The sequence below is a fragment of the Candidatus Tectomicrobia bacterium genome (assembly GCA_016192135.1).
In the GTDB taxonomy this organism is placed as follows: Bacteria; UBA8248; UBA8248; order UBA8248; family UBA8248; genus 2-12-FULL-69-37.
In genome coordinates this window covers 91,438-106,481 of record JACPUR010000024.1, presented here as the reverse complement: position 1 = coordinate 106,481, position 15,044 = coordinate 91,438, and the positions used below count along the sequence as shown (strand labels likewise).

General features: G+C 66.2%; 19 protein-coding genes. 7 read left to right on the top strand and 12 right to left on the bottom strand.

Annotation, left to right across the window (positions count from 1 at the left end; all coding sequences use genetic code 11):
- The 5 genes from egtB to HYZ11_11450 all read right to left on the bottom strand — a co-directional run.
- On the bottom strand, positions 1–1,325 hold a 1,325-nt coding region (gene egtB, locus HYZ11_11470), incomplete at its 3' end, for an ergothioneine biosynthesis protein EgtB (GenBank protein ID MBI3128215.1).
- A gap of 313 nt (positions 1,326–1,638) precedes the next feature.
- Entirely contained in the window at positions 1,639–2,073 is a 435-nt protein-coding gene (gene mscL / locus HYZ11_11465) for a large conductance mechanosensitive channel protein MscL (protein MBI3128214.1), read from the bottom strand.
- A gap of 30 nt (positions 2,074–2,103) precedes the next feature.
- The gene (locus tag HYZ11_11460) at positions 2,104–2,427 is read right to left on the bottom strand and encodes a GIY-YIG nuclease family protein (protein ID MBI3128213.1); all 324 of its coding nucleotides are present in this window, start codon (positions 2,425–2,427) and stop codon (positions 2,104–2,106) included.
- A gap of 306 nt (positions 2,428–2,733) precedes the next feature.
- The gene (locus tag HYZ11_11455) at positions 2,734–3,162 is read right to left on the bottom strand and encodes a hypothetical protein (GenBank protein MBI3128212.1); all 429 of its coding nucleotides are present in this window, start codon (positions 3,160–3,162) and stop codon (positions 2,734–2,736) included.
- Between the two features lie 377 nt (positions 3,163–3,539).
- Complete coding sequence (locus HYZ11_11450; GenBank protein MBI3128211.1) at positions 3,540–4,004, bottom strand: hypothetical protein; 465 nt, start codon at positions 4,002–4,004, stop codon at positions 3,540–3,542.
- A gap of 362 nt (positions 4,005–4,366) precedes the next feature.
- Between HYZ11_11450 and HYZ11_11445 the strand changes: the two genes are divergently transcribed.
- Entirely contained in the window at positions 4,367–4,645 is a 279-nt protein-coding gene (locus tag HYZ11_11445; protein MBI3128210.1) for a hypothetical protein, read from the top strand.
- A gap of 60 nt (positions 4,646–4,705) precedes the next feature.
- Here the strand turns inward: HYZ11_11445 and HYZ11_11440 are convergent, their stop codons facing one another.
- Genes HYZ11_11440 through HYZ11_11430 form a run of 3 tightly spaced genes read right to left on the bottom strand, consistent with a single transcriptional unit; the run spans position 4,706 to position 7,409 of the window.
- Entirely contained in the window at positions 4,706–5,953 is a 1,248-nt protein-coding gene (locus HYZ11_11440) for a hypothetical protein (GenBank protein MBI3128209.1), read from the bottom strand.
- A 31-nt stretch (positions 5,954–5,984) separates the two neighbouring features.
- Complete coding sequence (locus HYZ11_11435; protein MBI3128208.1) at positions 5,985–6,767, bottom strand: SCO1664 family protein; 783 nt, start codon at positions 6,765–6,767, stop codon at positions 5,985–5,987.
- Between the two features lie 54 nt (positions 6,768–6,821).
- Positions 6,822–7,409, bottom strand: a complete 588-nt coding sequence (locus tag HYZ11_11430; protein ID MBI3128207.1) for a DUF3090 family protein — start codon at positions 7,407–7,409, stop codon at positions 6,822–6,824.
- Between the two features lie 179 nt (positions 7,410–7,588).
- Here HYZ11_11430 and HYZ11_11425 point away from each other — a divergent pair, with 179 nt between their 5' ends.
- The 6 genes from HYZ11_11425 to HYZ11_11400 all read left to right on the top strand — a co-directional run bounded on the left by HYZ11_11425 (position 7,589) and on the right by HYZ11_11400 (position 12,407).
- The gene (locus HYZ11_11425; protein MBI3128206.1) at positions 7,589–7,759 is read left to right on the top strand and encodes a hypothetical protein; all 171 of its coding nucleotides are present in this window, start codon (positions 7,589–7,591) and stop codon (positions 7,757–7,759) included.
- A 193-nt stretch (positions 7,760–7,952) separates the two neighbouring features.
- Complete coding sequence (locus tag HYZ11_11420; GenBank protein MBI3128205.1) at positions 7,953–8,726, top strand: SDR family oxidoreductase; 774 nt, start codon at positions 7,953–7,955, stop codon at positions 8,724–8,726.
- Positions 8,727–8,786: 60 nt separating this feature from the next.
- Entirely contained in the window at positions 8,787–9,497 is a 711-nt protein-coding gene (locus HYZ11_11415) for a hypothetical protein (protein MBI3128204.1), read from the top strand.
- A gap of 7 nt (positions 9,498–9,504) precedes the next feature.
- The gene (locus tag HYZ11_11410) at positions 9,505–10,683 is read left to right on the top strand and encodes an acyl-CoA dehydrogenase family protein (protein ID MBI3128203.1); all 1,179 of its coding nucleotides are present in this window, start codon (positions 9,505–9,507) and stop codon (positions 10,681–10,683) included.
- A 103-nt stretch (positions 10,684–10,786) separates the two neighbouring features.
- A complete protein-coding gene (locus tag HYZ11_11405; protein MBI3128202.1) occupies positions 10,787–11,755 on the top strand; it encodes a dihydrodipicolinate synthase family protein in 969 nt (322 codons plus the stop codon).
- A gap of 1 nt (position 11,756) precedes the next feature.
- Positions 11,757–12,407, top strand: a complete 651-nt coding sequence (locus HYZ11_11400; GenBank protein MBI3128201.1) for a flavin reductase family protein — start codon at positions 11,757–11,759, stop codon at positions 12,405–12,407.
- A 218-nt stretch (positions 12,408–12,625) separates the two neighbouring features.
- Here HYZ11_11400 and HYZ11_11395 read toward each other — a convergent pair whose 3' ends face one another.
- The 4 genes from HYZ11_11395 to HYZ11_11380 all read right to left on the bottom strand — a co-directional run bounded on the left by HYZ11_11395 (position 12,626) and on the right by HYZ11_11380 (position 15,027).
- Positions 12,626–13,318, bottom strand: coding sequence for a hypothetical protein (locus HYZ11_11395; GenBank protein ID MBI3128200.1), 693 nt, complete (start codon positions 13,316–13,318; stop codon positions 12,626–12,628).
- 457 nt (positions 13,319–13,775) lie between these two features.
- Entirely contained in the window at positions 13,776–14,138 is a 363-nt protein-coding gene (locus HYZ11_11390; GenBank protein MBI3128199.1) for a cupin, read from the bottom strand.
- 148 nt (positions 14,139–14,286) lie between these two features.
- A complete protein-coding gene (locus HYZ11_11385) occupies positions 14,287–14,493 on the bottom strand; it encodes a heavy-metal-associated domain-containing protein (protein MBI3128198.1) in 207 nt (68 codons plus the stop codon).
- A 90-nt stretch (positions 14,494–14,583) separates the two neighbouring features.
- The gene (locus tag HYZ11_11380; protein MBI3128197.1) at positions 14,584–15,027 is read right to left on the bottom strand and encodes a hypothetical protein; all 444 of its coding nucleotides are present in this window, start codon (positions 15,025–15,027) and stop codon (positions 14,584–14,586) included.
- Positions 15,028–15,044: the final 17 nt, after the last annotated feature.

Here is a 15,044-nt window from a genome sequence, read left to right as displayed (position 1 = left end):
CGGGCGCACGTGCGGAACCCCGCGAAGATGTCGTTGCGGTAGGGCTGGAAAAAATTGCGGTACTGGTTGTTCGCCAGGCGGTAGCGGGTGGCCCAGGCCCCTCCCTTCAATACTTTCCGGTACCCGAACCAGGGGGCCGAATATTCCCGGTAGGGAAAATCCACGAGATAGCCGGGGAACGGATAGAAGGGGGAAGCGGTCCACTCCCAGACGTTCCCCACCATCTGGCGGCATCCGAAGGCGCTGTCTCCCAAAGGAAAGGCGCCGACATCGGCGCACCCCAGGCGGCGCGAGTCCAGATTGGCGTGGCCGGGGGAAGGGAGCGCGTCTCCCCACGGATACCTTCGCTTGCCTTTTTCAATCCCATCCCTTGCGGGCACCGCGCTGGCGGCCATCTCCCATTCCGCCTCCGTCGGAAGCCGCCTGCCCGCCCAATTGCAATACGCCTCCGCCTCGTACCAGTTCACGTGGACGGCGGGGGCATGTTCCTCGAGGGGCACCATCCGGTCGAAATGCCGCCGCAGCCATCCCGTCCCCTCGCGCCTCCAATGGATGGGATGCTGCGCCCCGGCCTTGGCCCGCCAGACCCAGCCCTGGCGGCCCCACCATTCGCGCCGAAAATATCCGCCGCTTTCCACGAACTCCGCGAACTCCGCGTTCGTGACCGGCGCGCGGGCGATTTTGAACGGGGAAACCTCCACGGGATGCGCCCATTTCTCATTGTCGAACACAAAGGGGAGGTCGGGCGTGGCCCCGAGTTGAAACGCGGCTCCCGGCACCTCCACGTCCCCGGGCAATGGTCCCCCGCCCACTTCTTCGGGGAGGGAGCCGGCGCGGGCGATCGCGATTTGCGGCTCGGGGTAATCCAAGGTCTGGCGCATGTATGTGAACGCCTCGCCATGCATGTCCTCATGATGAACGGCGTTGAGATACAAATAGGTTTCCTCGGCGCTGGGCTCATGCGAATTCAGGCGGCCCAGGGTCAACTCCAGTGTCCGGCGCATGTAACCCAGCGTTTCATCCCTGGAGGGGAGAGGCAAGGACCAGCGATCGTCGTGGTCCACCGTGAACGAATTGTAGAAGTCATCCCCTCCCTCCATGATGGGTTCCGCGCGGTCCAGAACCCGCAAAAGGAACACGTCATAGAAAAAAGCGGTGTGTCCGAGCTCCCAGAGGAAGGGGTTCACGATCTCAAGGAGCGGAACGGTGAACTGCGCATCGTCGAGGTCCGCGGCCAGCTCCAGCGTGCGCCCGCGCGCATCTCTCACCTGGCGGAGGAGTTCGGATGCGGGAAGGGAGAAGTGCTTGTCCAGCAGTTGTCGCATTTTTGCCTCCAATAATCCGATATATGTCCCCACATTCCCCTGGGTTCGGCCGATATTTCCCCAATAACCCTTCAATTCTATCCAAAAAGGTTATTGGGTCCGCAAATATTCCATGACCTTCGAATCTGAGGGGCTTGCGGGGTGGTGTCCTAATTTGGCGGGGCTCCCTCGGAATGACGAGGCGAGCCCGCTGCAAATTCGGACACTAAATTCGGACACTCGCGGGTGAAACCGTTATGGAATCATTGGGATTATGGCAATCCTCAGGGTCCGGGCCGCCGCGCCTCCGCCTCCATTCCCGGCTTTGCGGCCTCTACGACTGCCCCGTGCCCCGTTTCAGCAAATCCCGGATCTCGGCGAGCAATTCCTGGTCCTTGGTCAGGGCGGGCGGGGGAGCGGCCTCCTCCGTGCGGGAGCGGGCGAGCCAGCCGAGGAACTTGACGATGAAGAGGAAGAGGGCGAGTGAGACGATGAGGAAGTTCAGCGCTTCGCCGATGAAGAGGCCGTAGGGGATCTCCTGGCCCGCGACATTGAGCTTCCAGGCCAGGTAGCCCCGCTGGGCGGGAAGGAGGACCCCGGCGAGGGGCATGAGGACGTGCTTGACCAGGGAATCGGTGATCTTGGTGAAGGCCGCGCCGATGATGACGGCGACGGCCAGGTCGATGACGTTGCCCTTGAAGGCGAAGCGCTTGAACTCCTCCAGCAGCGAATGGGCTCTCCGGGCCGGGGCCGGGTTCTTGAAGGCCATTTTTCCCTCCCGCCGCGGGGGGCGCCGCCGCTACGGGGCGGGTTCGGGGACGTCCGGCTTGGAACCGGCGTCCATCCAGCCCTGGGCGAGGTCGTGCCAGGTGGGGTTGATGGACTCGATGAGCTCGACCTTGCGCTTCCTCAGCCAGCTCTTGATCTGCTGCTCGCGCTCGACGGCGGCCTGGGGGCTCCGGGCCTCCTCGAAATAGACCAGCCGCGCGATGCCGTGCCGCGTGCAGTAGGCGGAGACGAGGCCGTTCTTGTGCTCGTACACGCGCTGCGCGAGGTTGCTCGTGGCGCCGATGAAGAGCTGGCGGGCCTCGTTCGTCATGACGTAGACGTGGAAAACAGGCATGCCATGAAATCTCCCAATGGGGACGCCCGGCGCCCAGCACGGCGGAGGAATTTCTCCGGCGCGCCAGGGGGGCGCACTCGCTTTCTGGGAGGCGGCCGGGCGGAGGCTTCGGCAGGGGAAACCGTCCGCCCCGTCCTGCGTGAAGCGGCTTGAGCGGCGGGGCCGGGTGCGGGTGAGCGGCGGGCGTGCCTAACGGGAGCGGCGGCTCGCGCAGGCGCGCGCATTTGGGAGGCGGAGCCGCCCCGGGAGGAAACGCGCGGCGCCCGGGCGATGGACGCCTGGGAGGCGCCCGGGCCCGGCCCGGTTTCAGCCGGACCACGCCGCGGCGGTGGATTTCCTGGTCCTTTCCCACATCGAGAAATCGCCCCGCAGCATCGGGCCGCAATAGCAGCGCATCAGCCCCGCGAGGCGGGCCACCTGGGCTTCCACGCGCGCGCGCTGATCCGGATCGTCATGGGGGCGGAAATAGTCCTCGCCGATCTCGGGGGCGAAGTGGCGCACGGCCTCGGTGAACTCGTACCAGGTGCCCTTGGGCTGGGCGCGGGGGCCCAGGGCGATGATGACGCGCCCCCGGTCGAGCACGATCTCCACGCCCACCCGGGCCGACTCGAGCACCAGGGCGGAGTTGCCCATGGTCCGGGGGGAGTAGCCTTCCGACGTCACCCGGAAGCCGTACTCGTCCATCAGATAGCGGAAGTTGCGCTTCACGGATTCCGAAAAAGGATTCGACCGCATTGCACACATCTCCCATTCCCGGCCATTCACTCACCGGTCAGGCGGCTCCGAACGATGATCCGAGGCAGGCGGCGCGGCGGCTGATTCGCCCGGCCGGAGGGAAAGGGGAAGAGGCCGGGGGACTGGAGCGGGCTCATGGCGGAAGCGCTCCGTCCGATCCGCTTCCGCGAACATCAACCTTCTGTTTATTAAAATAAGCCTCCGCGCAACCGCTTCGGCCGAAAGAAACGGCGAGTTTCGCTCCCTGTCGGCGTACATGCGGCGTCTGAAGCATGACTTGCGCGTGAACTATTTTCCCGCCCCCCCGATTCAGGCGGCGCCTGGAAAAGGATCGCCGGGGGGCGAGGGCCGCCTTGCAGGTGTTTCCCTGCATCCGCTCAAGGACTCCAGAGCTCGATGGCGCCGCAGGCGATGTGGGTGACCGGCCGCGGATACGCCGCCTTCATCGTGACGACGTGCGACTGGCGGAACAGGCTGATCATCATGTCTTCCAGTTTTTCGACGGCGGACGAGAGGCGGAAATCGAGGGAGAGGCTCTCATGGACGGAGAGGGCCCGATCCCCTCCGGATTCGAGCAGGCTGGCGAGAAGAAAGCTCGAGCCGTCCTCGAATTCGCCGCATTTCCGGGAGATGAGCAGGCCGTAAACCGGGCCGGGCGGCACCCGCTCCAGCTTGCCCGAGACGGTGAGGACGGTGCCGGCGACCTGGAGCGAAAGGACGCCTTGGGTCTGGGAACCCGGGGCGGGCCGGACTTCGGAGCGGTACACCGCCGCCTCGGCCGCCCCCGAGAGGAGGGCCGCGGCCAGCGCCGCTCCCCCGGCCGCCCGCATGAGGCTGGGCATCTCCTTTCCTCCGGCGGCGCAAGCCCGGGAAAGGCGGCACGCAAAGATCCTAACAGGCTCGATTCTCAGAGGGACATCCGGTGAAGACAGGCGCTGAAGCAAATTTTTCGCGGAGCCTGTCTTACGTAGGGGCGCCCGGCCGGTCGCCCCTACGGAATTTCGATCGCGTCTGTAGGATGACGGCTTCCAGGGTTCCCGGGGGAATTTCCCCCTCTCACCTCGGCGGCGGCACCTTCTCCGGCCGGAAGGTGCCGGCGGGCGGAGCCGTTCGCCCCATTCTATAATACACTCTCGCTTGGCCTTGCTTCCGCCCGTTCGTGCGGAGTTTGCGGGCGGCTTCGTCTCATGGGGAGGGAAGAGGGATGATTCGCTTCGGCAGGGTGACGGGGATGGTGCTAGGGGCGGCGCTCGCGGTGATGCTGGCCGGGGCTCCGGCCTGGGCCGCGGAGAAGAAGGTGAAGGAGACGAAGGTGAAGGAGGTCGCGCCCAAGGAGAAGGAGACGAAGGAGATCGGCTCCGACAAGCAAACGGGGGGACCGACCCAGCAGGACCGGGACACGATGCAGGAGATCAAGGAGCGGGCCCAGGCCCTGAAGGAGAGGGTCGAGAAGGAGCGCAAGGAGCGCCAGCAGAAGCAGTAGCTCCCCCGCCTTCCAATCCGCCGTTGAAAAGGGGGGTGCCCTCCGGGGCGCCCCCCTTTTTTATCTCAGCGGCGGCACCTTCTCCGGCCGGAAGGTGTCGGCGGGCGGAGCCTTCTCGCCGGTGCCCAGCCCCGGGATGGCCACGCGCGCGCCGGCGGCCTTGTCCTTGTACGAGCGGCCCTGTGCCACCCGGACCTCGAAGTCGGGCGGGCGGCCCGAGGCCGGGGCCGCCCGGTCGGGTACCTGGAAGACGAACGGACGGCGCTCGCCCGGCCTCACGGCTTTCTCCTGGTGGCGGGTGAGGCAGCACTTGCGGCCGCGGTCGTCCACCTGGGCCTCCAGGGTGAGGTCGTAGGAGAAGTCGGGGTCGGTGTTGTGGAGGGTGCCGTGGACCCGCAGGACGGGCCTGCAGCCCGAGCACTTGGGCGGGGTATGCACCTCGATCTCGGCGTTCAGGATTTTCACGAGGCCCGGCGCCTGCCGGTCCCGCCCGCGCTGGATGAGGAGGATGGCGGTCCGGGCGCGCCCCCGGTAGTGGGAGTTGGGGTATCGCTCGAGGAACCGCTCGAACGCGGCCACGCGCCCGGAGCGCTCGGCCCCGCGCAGCGCCTCCTCCTCCATGTGGCCGGCGACCTCCTGGGCCTCGGGCGTGCCGGGGTGACCGCGGACGAAATCGATCCAATCCCTCTCGTCCTTGGACTGCATGACGCGCTCGAAGGCGAGCCGGCGCAGGGCCTCGCGGGCCTCGTCGAGGTAGGGGCTGCCGGGGTTGTCGTGGATGTAGCGGGAGAGCCCGATCTCCTTGCGCTCCTCCTTCGCCTTGTCGAGGAGGAGGCGCTCGAGCCGCTGGGTGGCGGCGGCGGTCCACTCGCTGCGCTGCTTGTTGTAGCGGGCGACGAAGGCGCGGTAGCTCTCGATGGCGTCCCGCGCCTTCACCTTCTCGTACTCGGCCCGCTGGAGGCTCGCCTCCGCCGTGTCGGCGTGGCCGCTCTGGGGAAAGCGCCTGAGGAAGTTCTGGAGCACGGCCGGGTCGCGCGAGGAGACGGCGTCGAAGTAGGCCAGCCGCTCGGCCCAGTGCCGCGCCTGGCGGACGAAGGCGCCCTTCGGGTGCCGCTCGAGGTAACGGGCGTAGGAGCGGGCGGTGTGCTCGGTGGCGGCCATCTCGTAGTCGGCGGCGTCCTGGCCCGCGACCACCGAGGCCGACGGCGGCGGGCCCGCGAGAAGGCTCCCGCAGCCCGCCAGCGAGGCCGCCAGGAGGGCCGGCGCGAGGAGGGCGCGCAACCAGGGGGCGAAACGGAGACTCTTCATTCGGGTCTACCTCTCCTTGGACGGATGGGCCTCAGATCAGGGGCCAAGGCACGCTCCGGTATTCCTGGGGGGACGGGAGCTTGGGGTTCTTGAGGAATCCGCGCACGCGGCGCTTGAAGACTTTCACCTCCTCCGGATCGAGAAGCGCGTCCAGCTCCCGCCGGAGGGGGCCCTGCCCGTCCTCGAGGGCCTCGGCCAGGCGCGTGAGGTCTCCCAGCGGCTGGCCGCCCAGGCAGAGGCCGGCGTAGTCCCAGATCACGGTGCGGAGCTTGGGATCGGGATGGAAGGTCAGGCCGTGGTCGATGGCCCAGACGCGGCCGTCCTGGCCCTTGAAGCAATGGCCGCCCTTGCGGTCGGTGTTGTTCACGATGAGGTCGAAGGCCGCGAGGAGCGGCAGCTCGGGCCGGCTCTCCTCCTTGAGGGTGAAGTAGTTGGAGTTGCCCACCGGGGGGATGTAGAGCTGCACCGAGCCCTCGCCCTGGGGGCCGTCGCGGATGACGGTCGGGGGGATGAAGTCCCAGCCCAGGAAGCGGCACACCAGGAAGGCGCTGCGCTCCCGGCGGTGGAGGGTGCCGAACGGGAAGTCCCACAGGGGCCGCTCCCCGCTCGCGGGCTTGTAGACGGCGTAGAAGGCCGTCTTCCTCGCCTTGAGGTGGAGCGCAAAGGTGTAGTTGGACCCCTGCGGGATGAGCTCGCTCTTTTCCACCTCGGCGTCCAGGAGGAGCCGCTCCGCCTCCTCGAAGGTGAAGCGGACCTCGGCGTGCGGCCCGGGAGCGGAGCCGGACGCGCGGCTGCGGTGCGCCTTCGGGTTCAACGCGACCACCTCAGCGGGCGGCGAAGATCGTGAGCGGGGCGCGGCGCCTCCCGCCTAGTGGCGGAAGTGGCCGTTCCGGTTCGGGTCCACCTTCCCGGAAGCCACCATCGCATGGCGGGAGATGGCGTCCGTCCCGCGGCCTGAGGAAGTCACCTCCAGGCTCTCCCGGATGAAGGCCTCCGCCTGCTTCCGCTTCACGCAGAGCTGAAGCGTGGGCGCCGGGACGGCGGCCTCCTGTGCCTCCGGGGACTCCTCGTCCGCCTCGTCGTCCTCGTCCTCCGGCTCGTCGCGCTCGTCGTGGAAGAAGACCGTGATGTGCTCCTCGCCCGGCCCGAAGGCCAGGCCCAGGCGCCCCACCTTGAACTCGAGCACCTGGGAGTCGCCCCCCCGCAGGATGGACGAGTCGGCGAGCTGGGGGAAATTCGCCTCCTGGCCCTCCTCCGGCTCCCCGGCGGCGGGGGCCTCCAGCATCCGCTTCATGGCCATCGAGAGGCCGTACACCTGCTCCTTCTCCACCCAGAGGGTGGCGGCCGAGGCCGTGGGGGCGTCCACCAGGATGCGGAAGATCCGCTTGCCCGGCGAGCCGATCGCCTCCGGCTTGATCGACTCCACCAGTCCGAAATTGTGCCGAGCCACGAACATCGCGTCCTCCCGCCGGCGCGCATGCGCCCCCTGCCCCCCGGGGCCGCCGCCGATCCTACACCAAAACGGCATGGGACGCGCCGTCAACCTTGGGGTTGCATTCCCGGCCCCAGGCCCGATATACTTTCAGGGCATTCGGGACGCCGCCCTTCGACCCGGCCTGAGGCATGCTTCTTTCCATGGCGAGCGGCGAATCCAAGCCCACCCAGCTAACACGCGGCGCGAAGCGCGGGGTCATCGAGTACTTCCTCCTTTTCGCTCTCCTGCTTGTCGTCATGGTCACCGCCTGGACCCTCTGGGACAACGGGATCGTGGACACCGTGGCGGCCTTCATCGAAGGCTCCCGCTAAGCGGCTTTCCCCTTCCCTTCCGGCCCTTCCCCTCGCGCCCTCACCGCGTCTCCGCGCGGAGACTCCGCCCGGCTTGTCAATCGGGGGCGGGGCGGTGGTATCTTTCCGTCTCCTTTCTCTCCCGCGGGAAGGACGGGGCCCCGGCGGCCCCGGCCCGGCGGGAGCGCCTTCTTCCATCATAGGAGACACCCCGGTGGGCAAGACCAAGTTCGATTTCTCCGGGCAAGTGGCCGTCGTCTCGGGCGCCGCCAAGGGCATCGGCCGGGGCTCGGCCGAGGCGTTCGCCGAGGCGGGGGCGCGCGTCTACGTCGTGGACCTGGACGAGAAGCTGGGCGAGGCCGTGGCCCAGGGCATCCGGGAGAAGGGGGGCAAGGCCGCCTTCCTCGCCTGCGACGTGATGGACTCGAAGAAAGTGAAGGCCGCCATCGACAAGGCCGGGGGCGAGGCCGGGCGCATCGACATCCTCGTGAACAGCGCCGGGGGCTTCTGGCAGCAGCTCACCGTCGAGGAGACCTCCGAGGAGGAGTGGGACAAGGTCGTCGACCTGAACCTCAAGAGCATCTTCCTCACCTGCAAGTTCGTCATCCCCTACTTCAAGAAGCAGAACTACGGCCGCATCGTGAACATCGGCTCGATGGCCGGCCTCTCCATCTTCCCGGGCGCCCTCTCCTCGCCCCCCTACTCGGCCGCCAAGGCCGGCATCCACTCCCTGACCCGCGTCCTGGCCGTCGAGCTCGGCCCGTACGGCGTCACCGCGAACGCCATCGCCCCCGGCACCACCGCCACCGAGCGCGTGGTCGCCGTGCGCAACGAGGCGCAGCGCGCCCAGATCGGCAAGAGCACCCTCGTCGGCCGCATCGCCCAGGTTTCGGACATGGTGGGCTGGGTGCTCTTCCTCTGCTCCCCCGAGGGCGCCTATTTCACCGGCCAGACCGTCGCCGTGAACGGGGGGAGGTATTTGCACTAAGGGGCCGTGGGACATATGAAGATACATAAAATTGAATTTACAAAAGACGATTTGGCAAAGATGCCCGAGAAAGACAGAAATTTGTTGTTTCTTCTGGGACACATTGCGAATGAAAACATAATTCTCCAAAAACTCTTGCTGATGTGCATTCCCGCCGGCGAGACAGAGAAAACCCAAGAAGAAAGCTGGGCTGTCGTCACCCAGTCTTTGCTGATTGCGAAGGTGTTAGTCTCAAAGCTATTTGAAGCATGGAATAAGGTCGGGCTGCTGATATTTAACGATAAACTATTCGAAGGATCTTTATTTGCTGACATGCCACAGTATGGCAAAGATGCCCTGACCGAACTTAAGCGCTATTTTGGGCAGAATAATCATTTCTGTACGGTGCGCAATAAATTGACATTTCACTATGACATTCCCGAGATAAAGAAATCTTTTGAAAGTCTTCCTGAGACAGATGAGCTTGCAATTCTGCTGGGAGAACGAAATGGAAATTGCCTCTACTATCTATCCGAGGTCGTGATGATGGAAACATTGGTCGACCGAATTTACGGAGGAGGTAGAGAGGCGGCGGTCAATAAGTTTTTCGATGATCTCAACAATTGTTCCTCGTATTTTGGATATTTCATGCAGGCGTGCATGACCGTACTGATTGAACGAAATTTCGAAGACAAAGAACATAAGGAAATAGAAGTCGTAGATCCTCCTTCCCTGGACTCGATCAAAATTCCGTTCTTCGTGCATGTAGGTGACGAATCTTCTGAGGACTAGTATCCCCATGGACCTCACCCTCGCCCCCGAGGACCTGGCGCTGCAGCGGACGGCGCGCGCCTTCGCCCGGGAGGAGATCCTCCCCATCGCGGCGGAGCGCGACCGGAACTCGCCCCCGAACGAGGCCTTCCCCTGGCCCCTCATCGACAAGCTGGACGCCCTGGGGCTGCGCACCCTGACGGTGCCGCGGCGCTTCGGGGGCTACGGGGCGAACCACCTCCAGCAGTCCATCGTGACCGAGGAGCTGGCCTACGGCGATCTGGGCGTGGCGGTCTCGATGGACCAGACCTACAAGTTCACCCAGCTCATCTGCGAGGAGACGACCGAGACGCAGCGCGCGCGCCACCTGGCGGGCTTCCTGACCGACCCCCGGGCGCTCCTGGCCATCGCCATCACCGAGCCCCAGAGCGGCACCGACTCTTTCCTCCTCTACGAGGCCCCCGGCGCCGGGCCCCGCATGACGGCGAAGAAAGATGGGAATTCCTACATACTCAATGGTACGAAACACTTCATCTCGAACGGGGGGCTGGCGAAGTTCTACTTCATCTTCGCCCGCACCGACCCCGGGAAGCCCATGAGCCAGGGGCTGACCGGCTTCGTCGTCCCCCGGGGCGCGCCCGGCTTCACCATCGGGGAGGCCCACAGCAAGCTCGGGCGGCGCCTCCTCCAGAACGGGGAGCTCGTGCTGAGCGGCTGCCGCGTCCCGGAGGAGGACCTCCTGGGCGAGTGGAACCAGGGGCTCGACATCTTCCGCCGCATGGTGAGCGGGGCCCTCATCCCGGTCATGGGCCCGGCCCGGCTGGCCTTCGACCTCGCCCGGCGCGCCGTGCGCGAGCGCGGCACCGCCCGGCACCAGTGGGCGCAGATGGCGATCTCCGAGATGTACATGCTCATCGAGGCGGGCCGCACCGTCCTCCATGCGGCCGCCTGGCACGGGGGAAAGCCCACGGACGACTCCAAGCGCCGGCTCATGTCCAAGGTCTTCGCCTCGGAGGCGGCCATCAAGGTCTGCCGCATGGCGATGGAGCTCTGGGAGGAGGCGGGCGCCGTCCACTTCGCCGACCGCCCCACCCCCGAGAAGTGCTGGCGCGACGTCCTGAGCTACCTCCACGGCTTCGGCACGAACGAGGCCGTGAAGCTCAAGGCCTTCCCCCTCATCCCGCTGGATGGGGAGATGGGATGGTGATAGAGTTCAGGAGGTGAAATTCCTTTTGTAGGGGCGAGGCATGCCTCGCCCCTACGGAATCGGCATTTTCATTCGGCTAAACCACACCACGAGAGGAATTCCCATGCCCCGCTACAAGAAGTCCCAGGCCCGCGCCTACTGCAAGGAGAACATGAAGGGGATCTGGGCGGCCATCCCCTACCCCTTCGACAAGAACGACCGCATCGACGAGGGGGCCTTCCGGGCCGACATCCGGCACTACATCGACAACCTGAAGATCAAGGGCTTCTTCGTCGGGGGGCTCATCGGCGAATTCTGGTGCCTCACGAAGGAGGAGCGCCTGCGGGGCCAGGCCATCGCGGCGGACGAGGCGGGGGAGGTGCCCATCATCGCCCACACCGGCCACACCTCGGCCAAGGAGTGCGTCGAGCTCATCGACGCGGCGGCCGAGGCCGGCTGCACCTACGCCATCGTGGGGAACCCCTACCTCGGCACGGGCGGCATCCCGGAGCGCGTGCGGGCGTTTTTCAAGTATGTCTGCGACAACACCGAGCTGGGCGTCTCGCTCTTCAACTTCGGCTCCTCGGGCTACCTCATGTCCCCCGAGCTGGTGAGGCAGATCGTGGACGAGAACGAGAGCATCTGCTGCATCAAGAACGCGGCCCCCATGAACCACTGCGACGAGGTCCGCGAGGCCGTGGGCCGGGACATCGTGGTGAGCAACCCGATGGAGAGCCACTGGTTCTTCAACCGCGCCTACAACAAGCAGCAGACCTTCATGAGCGGCCCCGACCCCTTCCTCATGCAGCGAAAGGGCAACCTTGGCATGGACCGCTACACCCGGCTCATCGACGAGGGGAACCTCGAGGAGGCCTGGACGGCGCGCGAGGCCATGAACGACGCCCGCCGGGTGCAAGAGAAGTGGATCTGGGGCCCCTGGAGCCGGGGCGCCTTCTCCATCCCGGCGCTCAAGACCTGGATGGACCTCATGGGGATGCACGGCGGGCCCTCGCGCCCCCCGATGATCCCCCTCAAGCCCGCCGAGCGCGAGGAGCTCAAGCGCGACCTGGCCGCCGTCGGGCTGGTGGACTGAGATGGACGGGACGCGCGTGGAGACGCCGGCTCGGGAATACCTGGAGTTCGACCCCTCGAAGATCGAGCGGCGGGAGGTCTACCGCCTCCTCACGGGGTCGGTGGTGCCCCGGCCCATCGGCTGGGCCTCGACGGTGAGCCGGGAGGGGGTGACGAACCTCGCCCCCTTCAGCTTCTTCACGGTGGTGTGCGTGGCGCCCCCGATGATCTCCCTGACCATCGCCCGCCATCCGGACGGGCGGAAGAAGCACACCCTGGTGAACGCCGAGGAGATGGGGGAGTTCTGCTTCAACGTGGTGACCGAGGACACCTGGGAGCGGATGGTGGACTCCGCCAACGGCTACCCGGACGGCGTCAGCGAGTTCGAGGTGACGGGCCTCACCCCCATCCCCTCGGTCAAGATCAAGGCGCCGCGCGTCAAGGAGGCGCCCATTCACTTCGAGTGCAAGACCCACCAGGTCATCTACCTGGGCCCCAACAAGCACCCCCTCCTCATCGGGGAGGTGGTCTACTTCCACGTGGACCCGGCCGTCATGACCGGCAAGTACATCGACATGAAGAAGCTCCACCCCGTCGGGCGCCTCAACGGCTTCTTGCAGTGCACCCTGGGCGAGTTCCTGGAGCGGGAGTTCAAGGACGGCCAGCCGAGGTAGGGAAGAAACTCGCAGCAGATGGAAAATCCGTAGGGGCGGCCGGCCGGTCGCCCCTACGTTTTAAGCCAGAAGCGGATTCTTCGCTTCGCTCAGAATGACGGCCGAATGCGTTTGCCCATGCCGTCATTCTGAGCGCCGGAGGCGCGAAGAATCTGCTTCTTCTTTATCCTCCCGGGGCGAGGACCACAGCCTGCCCCGCATGTCCGTGCGTACCGCCCTCAGTTCGCGGCGAAGCAGTACAGCAGGCCCGCCCCGCCCGAACTCTTAAGCGCCGCGAGGCCGCAACCGCGCGAAGGATGCGAGGAGTTCCACGACTTCGACGGGGCGTCATCGCGAAGGCCCATGCGGTCGTGATGGCCAACCATGGCGGCTCCTTCCCCGTTCTTCGTCCAGTTGCCGCAGGTCAGGTCCTTCTCCGGCGGAAAGGCGCGCCCGTCCACCGTCGAGCCCGTCAGAACGTCGTGCTGGTTGACGACGAACAGGCGCCCGGGGATGCGCCGGCCGTTCTCGGAGCGGCCGATCTCGACATTGATTTTGTTGTTGTTCGAATGCAGCTCGTCGACGTTCGCGGCGACCTGCACTCCCTCCGTGTTCACCCACGGGCCCTTGCCGATGCGGTCGCGCGCGTTGACCGCCGGCTTTCCGCCGGCCGCCTGCGTGCTGAGATAGGCCCGCCACGTTTTCTTGCCCGCGCCCGCCTTTGCCGCCAGCGCCTGGCAATGCCTGTCGGCGCCCTCGATGCCGCCGAAATTGGCGCCATCGGGGCCGCTCGTGCTTGAGATGAAGAAGGTCATGTTCGGGAACTGCGGTGGAGTTCGAGGCGGTGCGCTTTGCTGCGCCTGTGCCGAGCCACCCCAAAGGAATGACGCAATTGCCGCACCAAGCAGAATCAGACGGGTTCTCCTGACCATTCATCCCCCTCCTTTTTAATTCCTGCCGTTGCGTGACTTGCCGGCCGAACCCGCGCTGGAGAGCTTTCCCAGCGTCACACGGAAGAAGTGACGCACCACGCACACGCGGTGACACTTCCTCCCTCCATCGCATTTAGTAGGCATCCGGGTAAACTAACATTCCTCCCAAGCACTTTGTTCCGGGCTCTCCAGGAACTCTTTTCGCGCCATGTTTTCGGGCCATGGAAATCCCTCTCCGGGACCATCCCGCCCGCCAGCCGAGCCCGAGGCTTTCGCATTTCGCTCGCATGGCTCGGGGTGCTCATGACCAACCCCGCCCATGCGTCAGTGCATCCCTCACGTGGGTTGGGGTGAGCGGTCCGAGGTCCGAAATCGAGGTCAGGATTTTTTCGGGCAGCGCCTTTGAACGGCCGCTCGGCAATCGGAAGGGGCGAGAAATCTGCTTCTATCTTCCCATTCACCCGTCCCTGTGCACCGTCTCCGCCGAAAACGCGGGCAGGCACACGGCGACATATTCCGCGCCCCCCGGCTCCGGCGTCGAGTAGCGCACCCACTCCCCCGGCGAGCAGACCACGGCCTGCCCCGCCTTCACATCCATGACCCCGCCCGCGTGTTCGACCCGGAGCATCCCCCTGAGGACGACGGTGATCTCCTCAAACTCGGGCCGCTGGCCGGGCTCCTCCCACCCCTGGGGAGAGACCATGCGGGCCACGCTCACCCGCTCGTGGCCGGTGCGCACCCGACCCGCGTACTCCTCGATGCGCTTGGGCTTGGTCCCGGCCGCCTCGACGACGGCGGGGGCATCGATCAGGCGGGGCATCTCGCCTCCTTCGGGCGTACGGGAAAGCCTTCGGATAGACGAAAAAAGCGGATTCCCCGCCCCCTGCGGCCCGGCGGCGCCGGGCCGTTGCCTGGCAAAGGGGGGCTTTGAGGCGGGGCGGGGAACCCGCTGTTCTCTCCGTCCTGGCTCAGGCCGCCTGGAACCCGGCCCGCTCGACCGCCTTCTTGAGCTCGGGGAGGCCGGCCTTGCCCTCGTCGTACTCCACCGTGGCCACCCCGCCGGCGAGGTCCACCTGGGCCTTCGAGACCCCCGCCACCGAGCCCAGCGCCCGCTGCACGGCCGCCTGGCAGCCCCCGCACGTCATGCCCTTCACGATGATCTTCGCGCTTGCCATGTGATCTATCCTCCATCGAGATGATTGTCTGTGGGGACGTTCAATCGAACGCCCCAGCGGAAATCTGCGTCAGGGGGAAAAATTCCCCCGTCATTTCACCGGCAGCTCCCACGCGAACACGCGCTCGCCGGGAGAGCCGACGCCCTTGATGCGAAGCTCGATCTTGCCTTTCCTCTCCGGCAGCAGCGGCTTGCCCGAGGCGTCCTTGGCTGGGAAGCGCAGGACGCCCGAGCGGTGGTGGCCGCCGCCCTCGGGCTTGGACCAGCCCAGGGGCTTCACCTCCGCCTTCCCGGCGCGCAGGACGGCGAGCTCCTCCACCTTCAAGGGGTCGAGGTCCACCGAATGGGTGTTCATCTCCACCGCGAAGTCGAGGGTGTCCTTCGCACCCTTCTCCAGCGGGTTCAGGTAGGTGACGCTCACGGTCACCGCCGCGCGGGAGTCCCTCCGCGTCAGATCCTTCTTGGAGGCCGCCCAGGCGCCGCCCCCCGCGGCGATAAGCCCCGCCATGATGACCCCGATCCATCTCCGCCGCATCGCTCCGCCTCCAGAAT

Excerpts from the sequence above, each read along its gene's own strand:
- HYZ11_11405 (MBI3128202.1), top strand. The coding sequence starts at position 10,787 with ATGCCCCGCTACAAGAAGTCCCAGGCCCGCGCCTACTGCAAGGAGAAC.
- HYZ11_11430 (MBI3128207.1), bottom strand. The coding sequence starts at position 7,409 with ATGTTCGTGGCTCGGCACAATTTCGGACTGGTGGAGTCGATCAAGCCG.
- HYZ11_11400 (MBI3128201.1), top strand. The coding sequence starts at position 11,757 with ATGGACGGGACGCGCGTGGAGACGCCGGCTCGGGAATACCTGGAGTTC.
- HYZ11_11455 (MBI3128212.1), bottom strand. The coding sequence starts at position 3,162 with ATGCGGTCGAATCCTTTTTCGGAATCCGTGAAGCGCAACTTCCGCTAT.
- HYZ11_11440 (MBI3128209.1), bottom strand. The coding sequence starts at position 5,953 with ATGAAGAGTCTCCGTTTCGCCCCCTGGTTGCGCGCCCTCCTCGCGCCG.
- HYZ11_11445 (MBI3128210.1), top strand. The coding sequence starts at position 4,367 with ATGATTCGCTTCGGCAGGGTGACGGGGATGGTGCTAGGGGCGGCGCTC.
- HYZ11_11380 (MBI3128197.1), bottom strand. The coding sequence starts at position 15,027 with ATGCGGCGGAGATGGATCGGGGTCATCATGGCGGGGCTTATCGCCGCG.
- HYZ11_11410 (MBI3128203.1), top strand. The coding sequence starts at position 9,505 with ATGGACCTCACCCTCGCCCCCGAGGACCTGGCGCTGCAGCGGACGGCG.
- HYZ11_11395 (MBI3128200.1), bottom strand. The coding sequence starts at position 13,318 with ATGGTCAGGAGAACCCGTCTGATTCTGCTTGGTGCGGCAATTGCGTCA.
- HYZ11_11450 (MBI3128211.1), bottom strand. The coding sequence starts at position 4,004 with ATGCCCAGCCTCATGCGGGCGGCCGGGGGAGCGGCGCTGGCCGCGGCC.
- HYZ11_11390 (MBI3128199.1), bottom strand. The coding sequence starts at position 14,138 with ATGCCCCGCCTGATCGATGCCCCCGCCGTCGTCGAGGCGGCCGGGACC.
- HYZ11_11385 (MBI3128198.1), bottom strand. The coding sequence starts at position 14,493 with ATGGCAAGCGCGAAGATCATCGTGAAGGGCATGACGTGCGGGGGCTGC.
- HYZ11_11415 (MBI3128204.1), top strand. The coding sequence starts at position 8,787 with ATGCCCGAGAAAGACAGAAATTTGTTGTTTCTTCTGGGACACATTGCG.
- mscL (MBI3128214.1), bottom strand. The coding sequence starts at position 2,073 with ATGGCCTTCAAGAACCCGGCCCCGGCCCGGAGAGCCCATTCGCTGCTG.
- HYZ11_11460 (MBI3128213.1), bottom strand. The coding sequence starts at position 2,427 with ATGCCTGTTTTCCACGTCTACGTCATGACGAACGAGGCCCGCCAGCTC.
- HYZ11_11425 (MBI3128206.1), top strand. The coding sequence starts at position 7,589 with ATGGCGAGCGGCGAATCCAAGCCCACCCAGCTAACACGCGGCGCGAAG.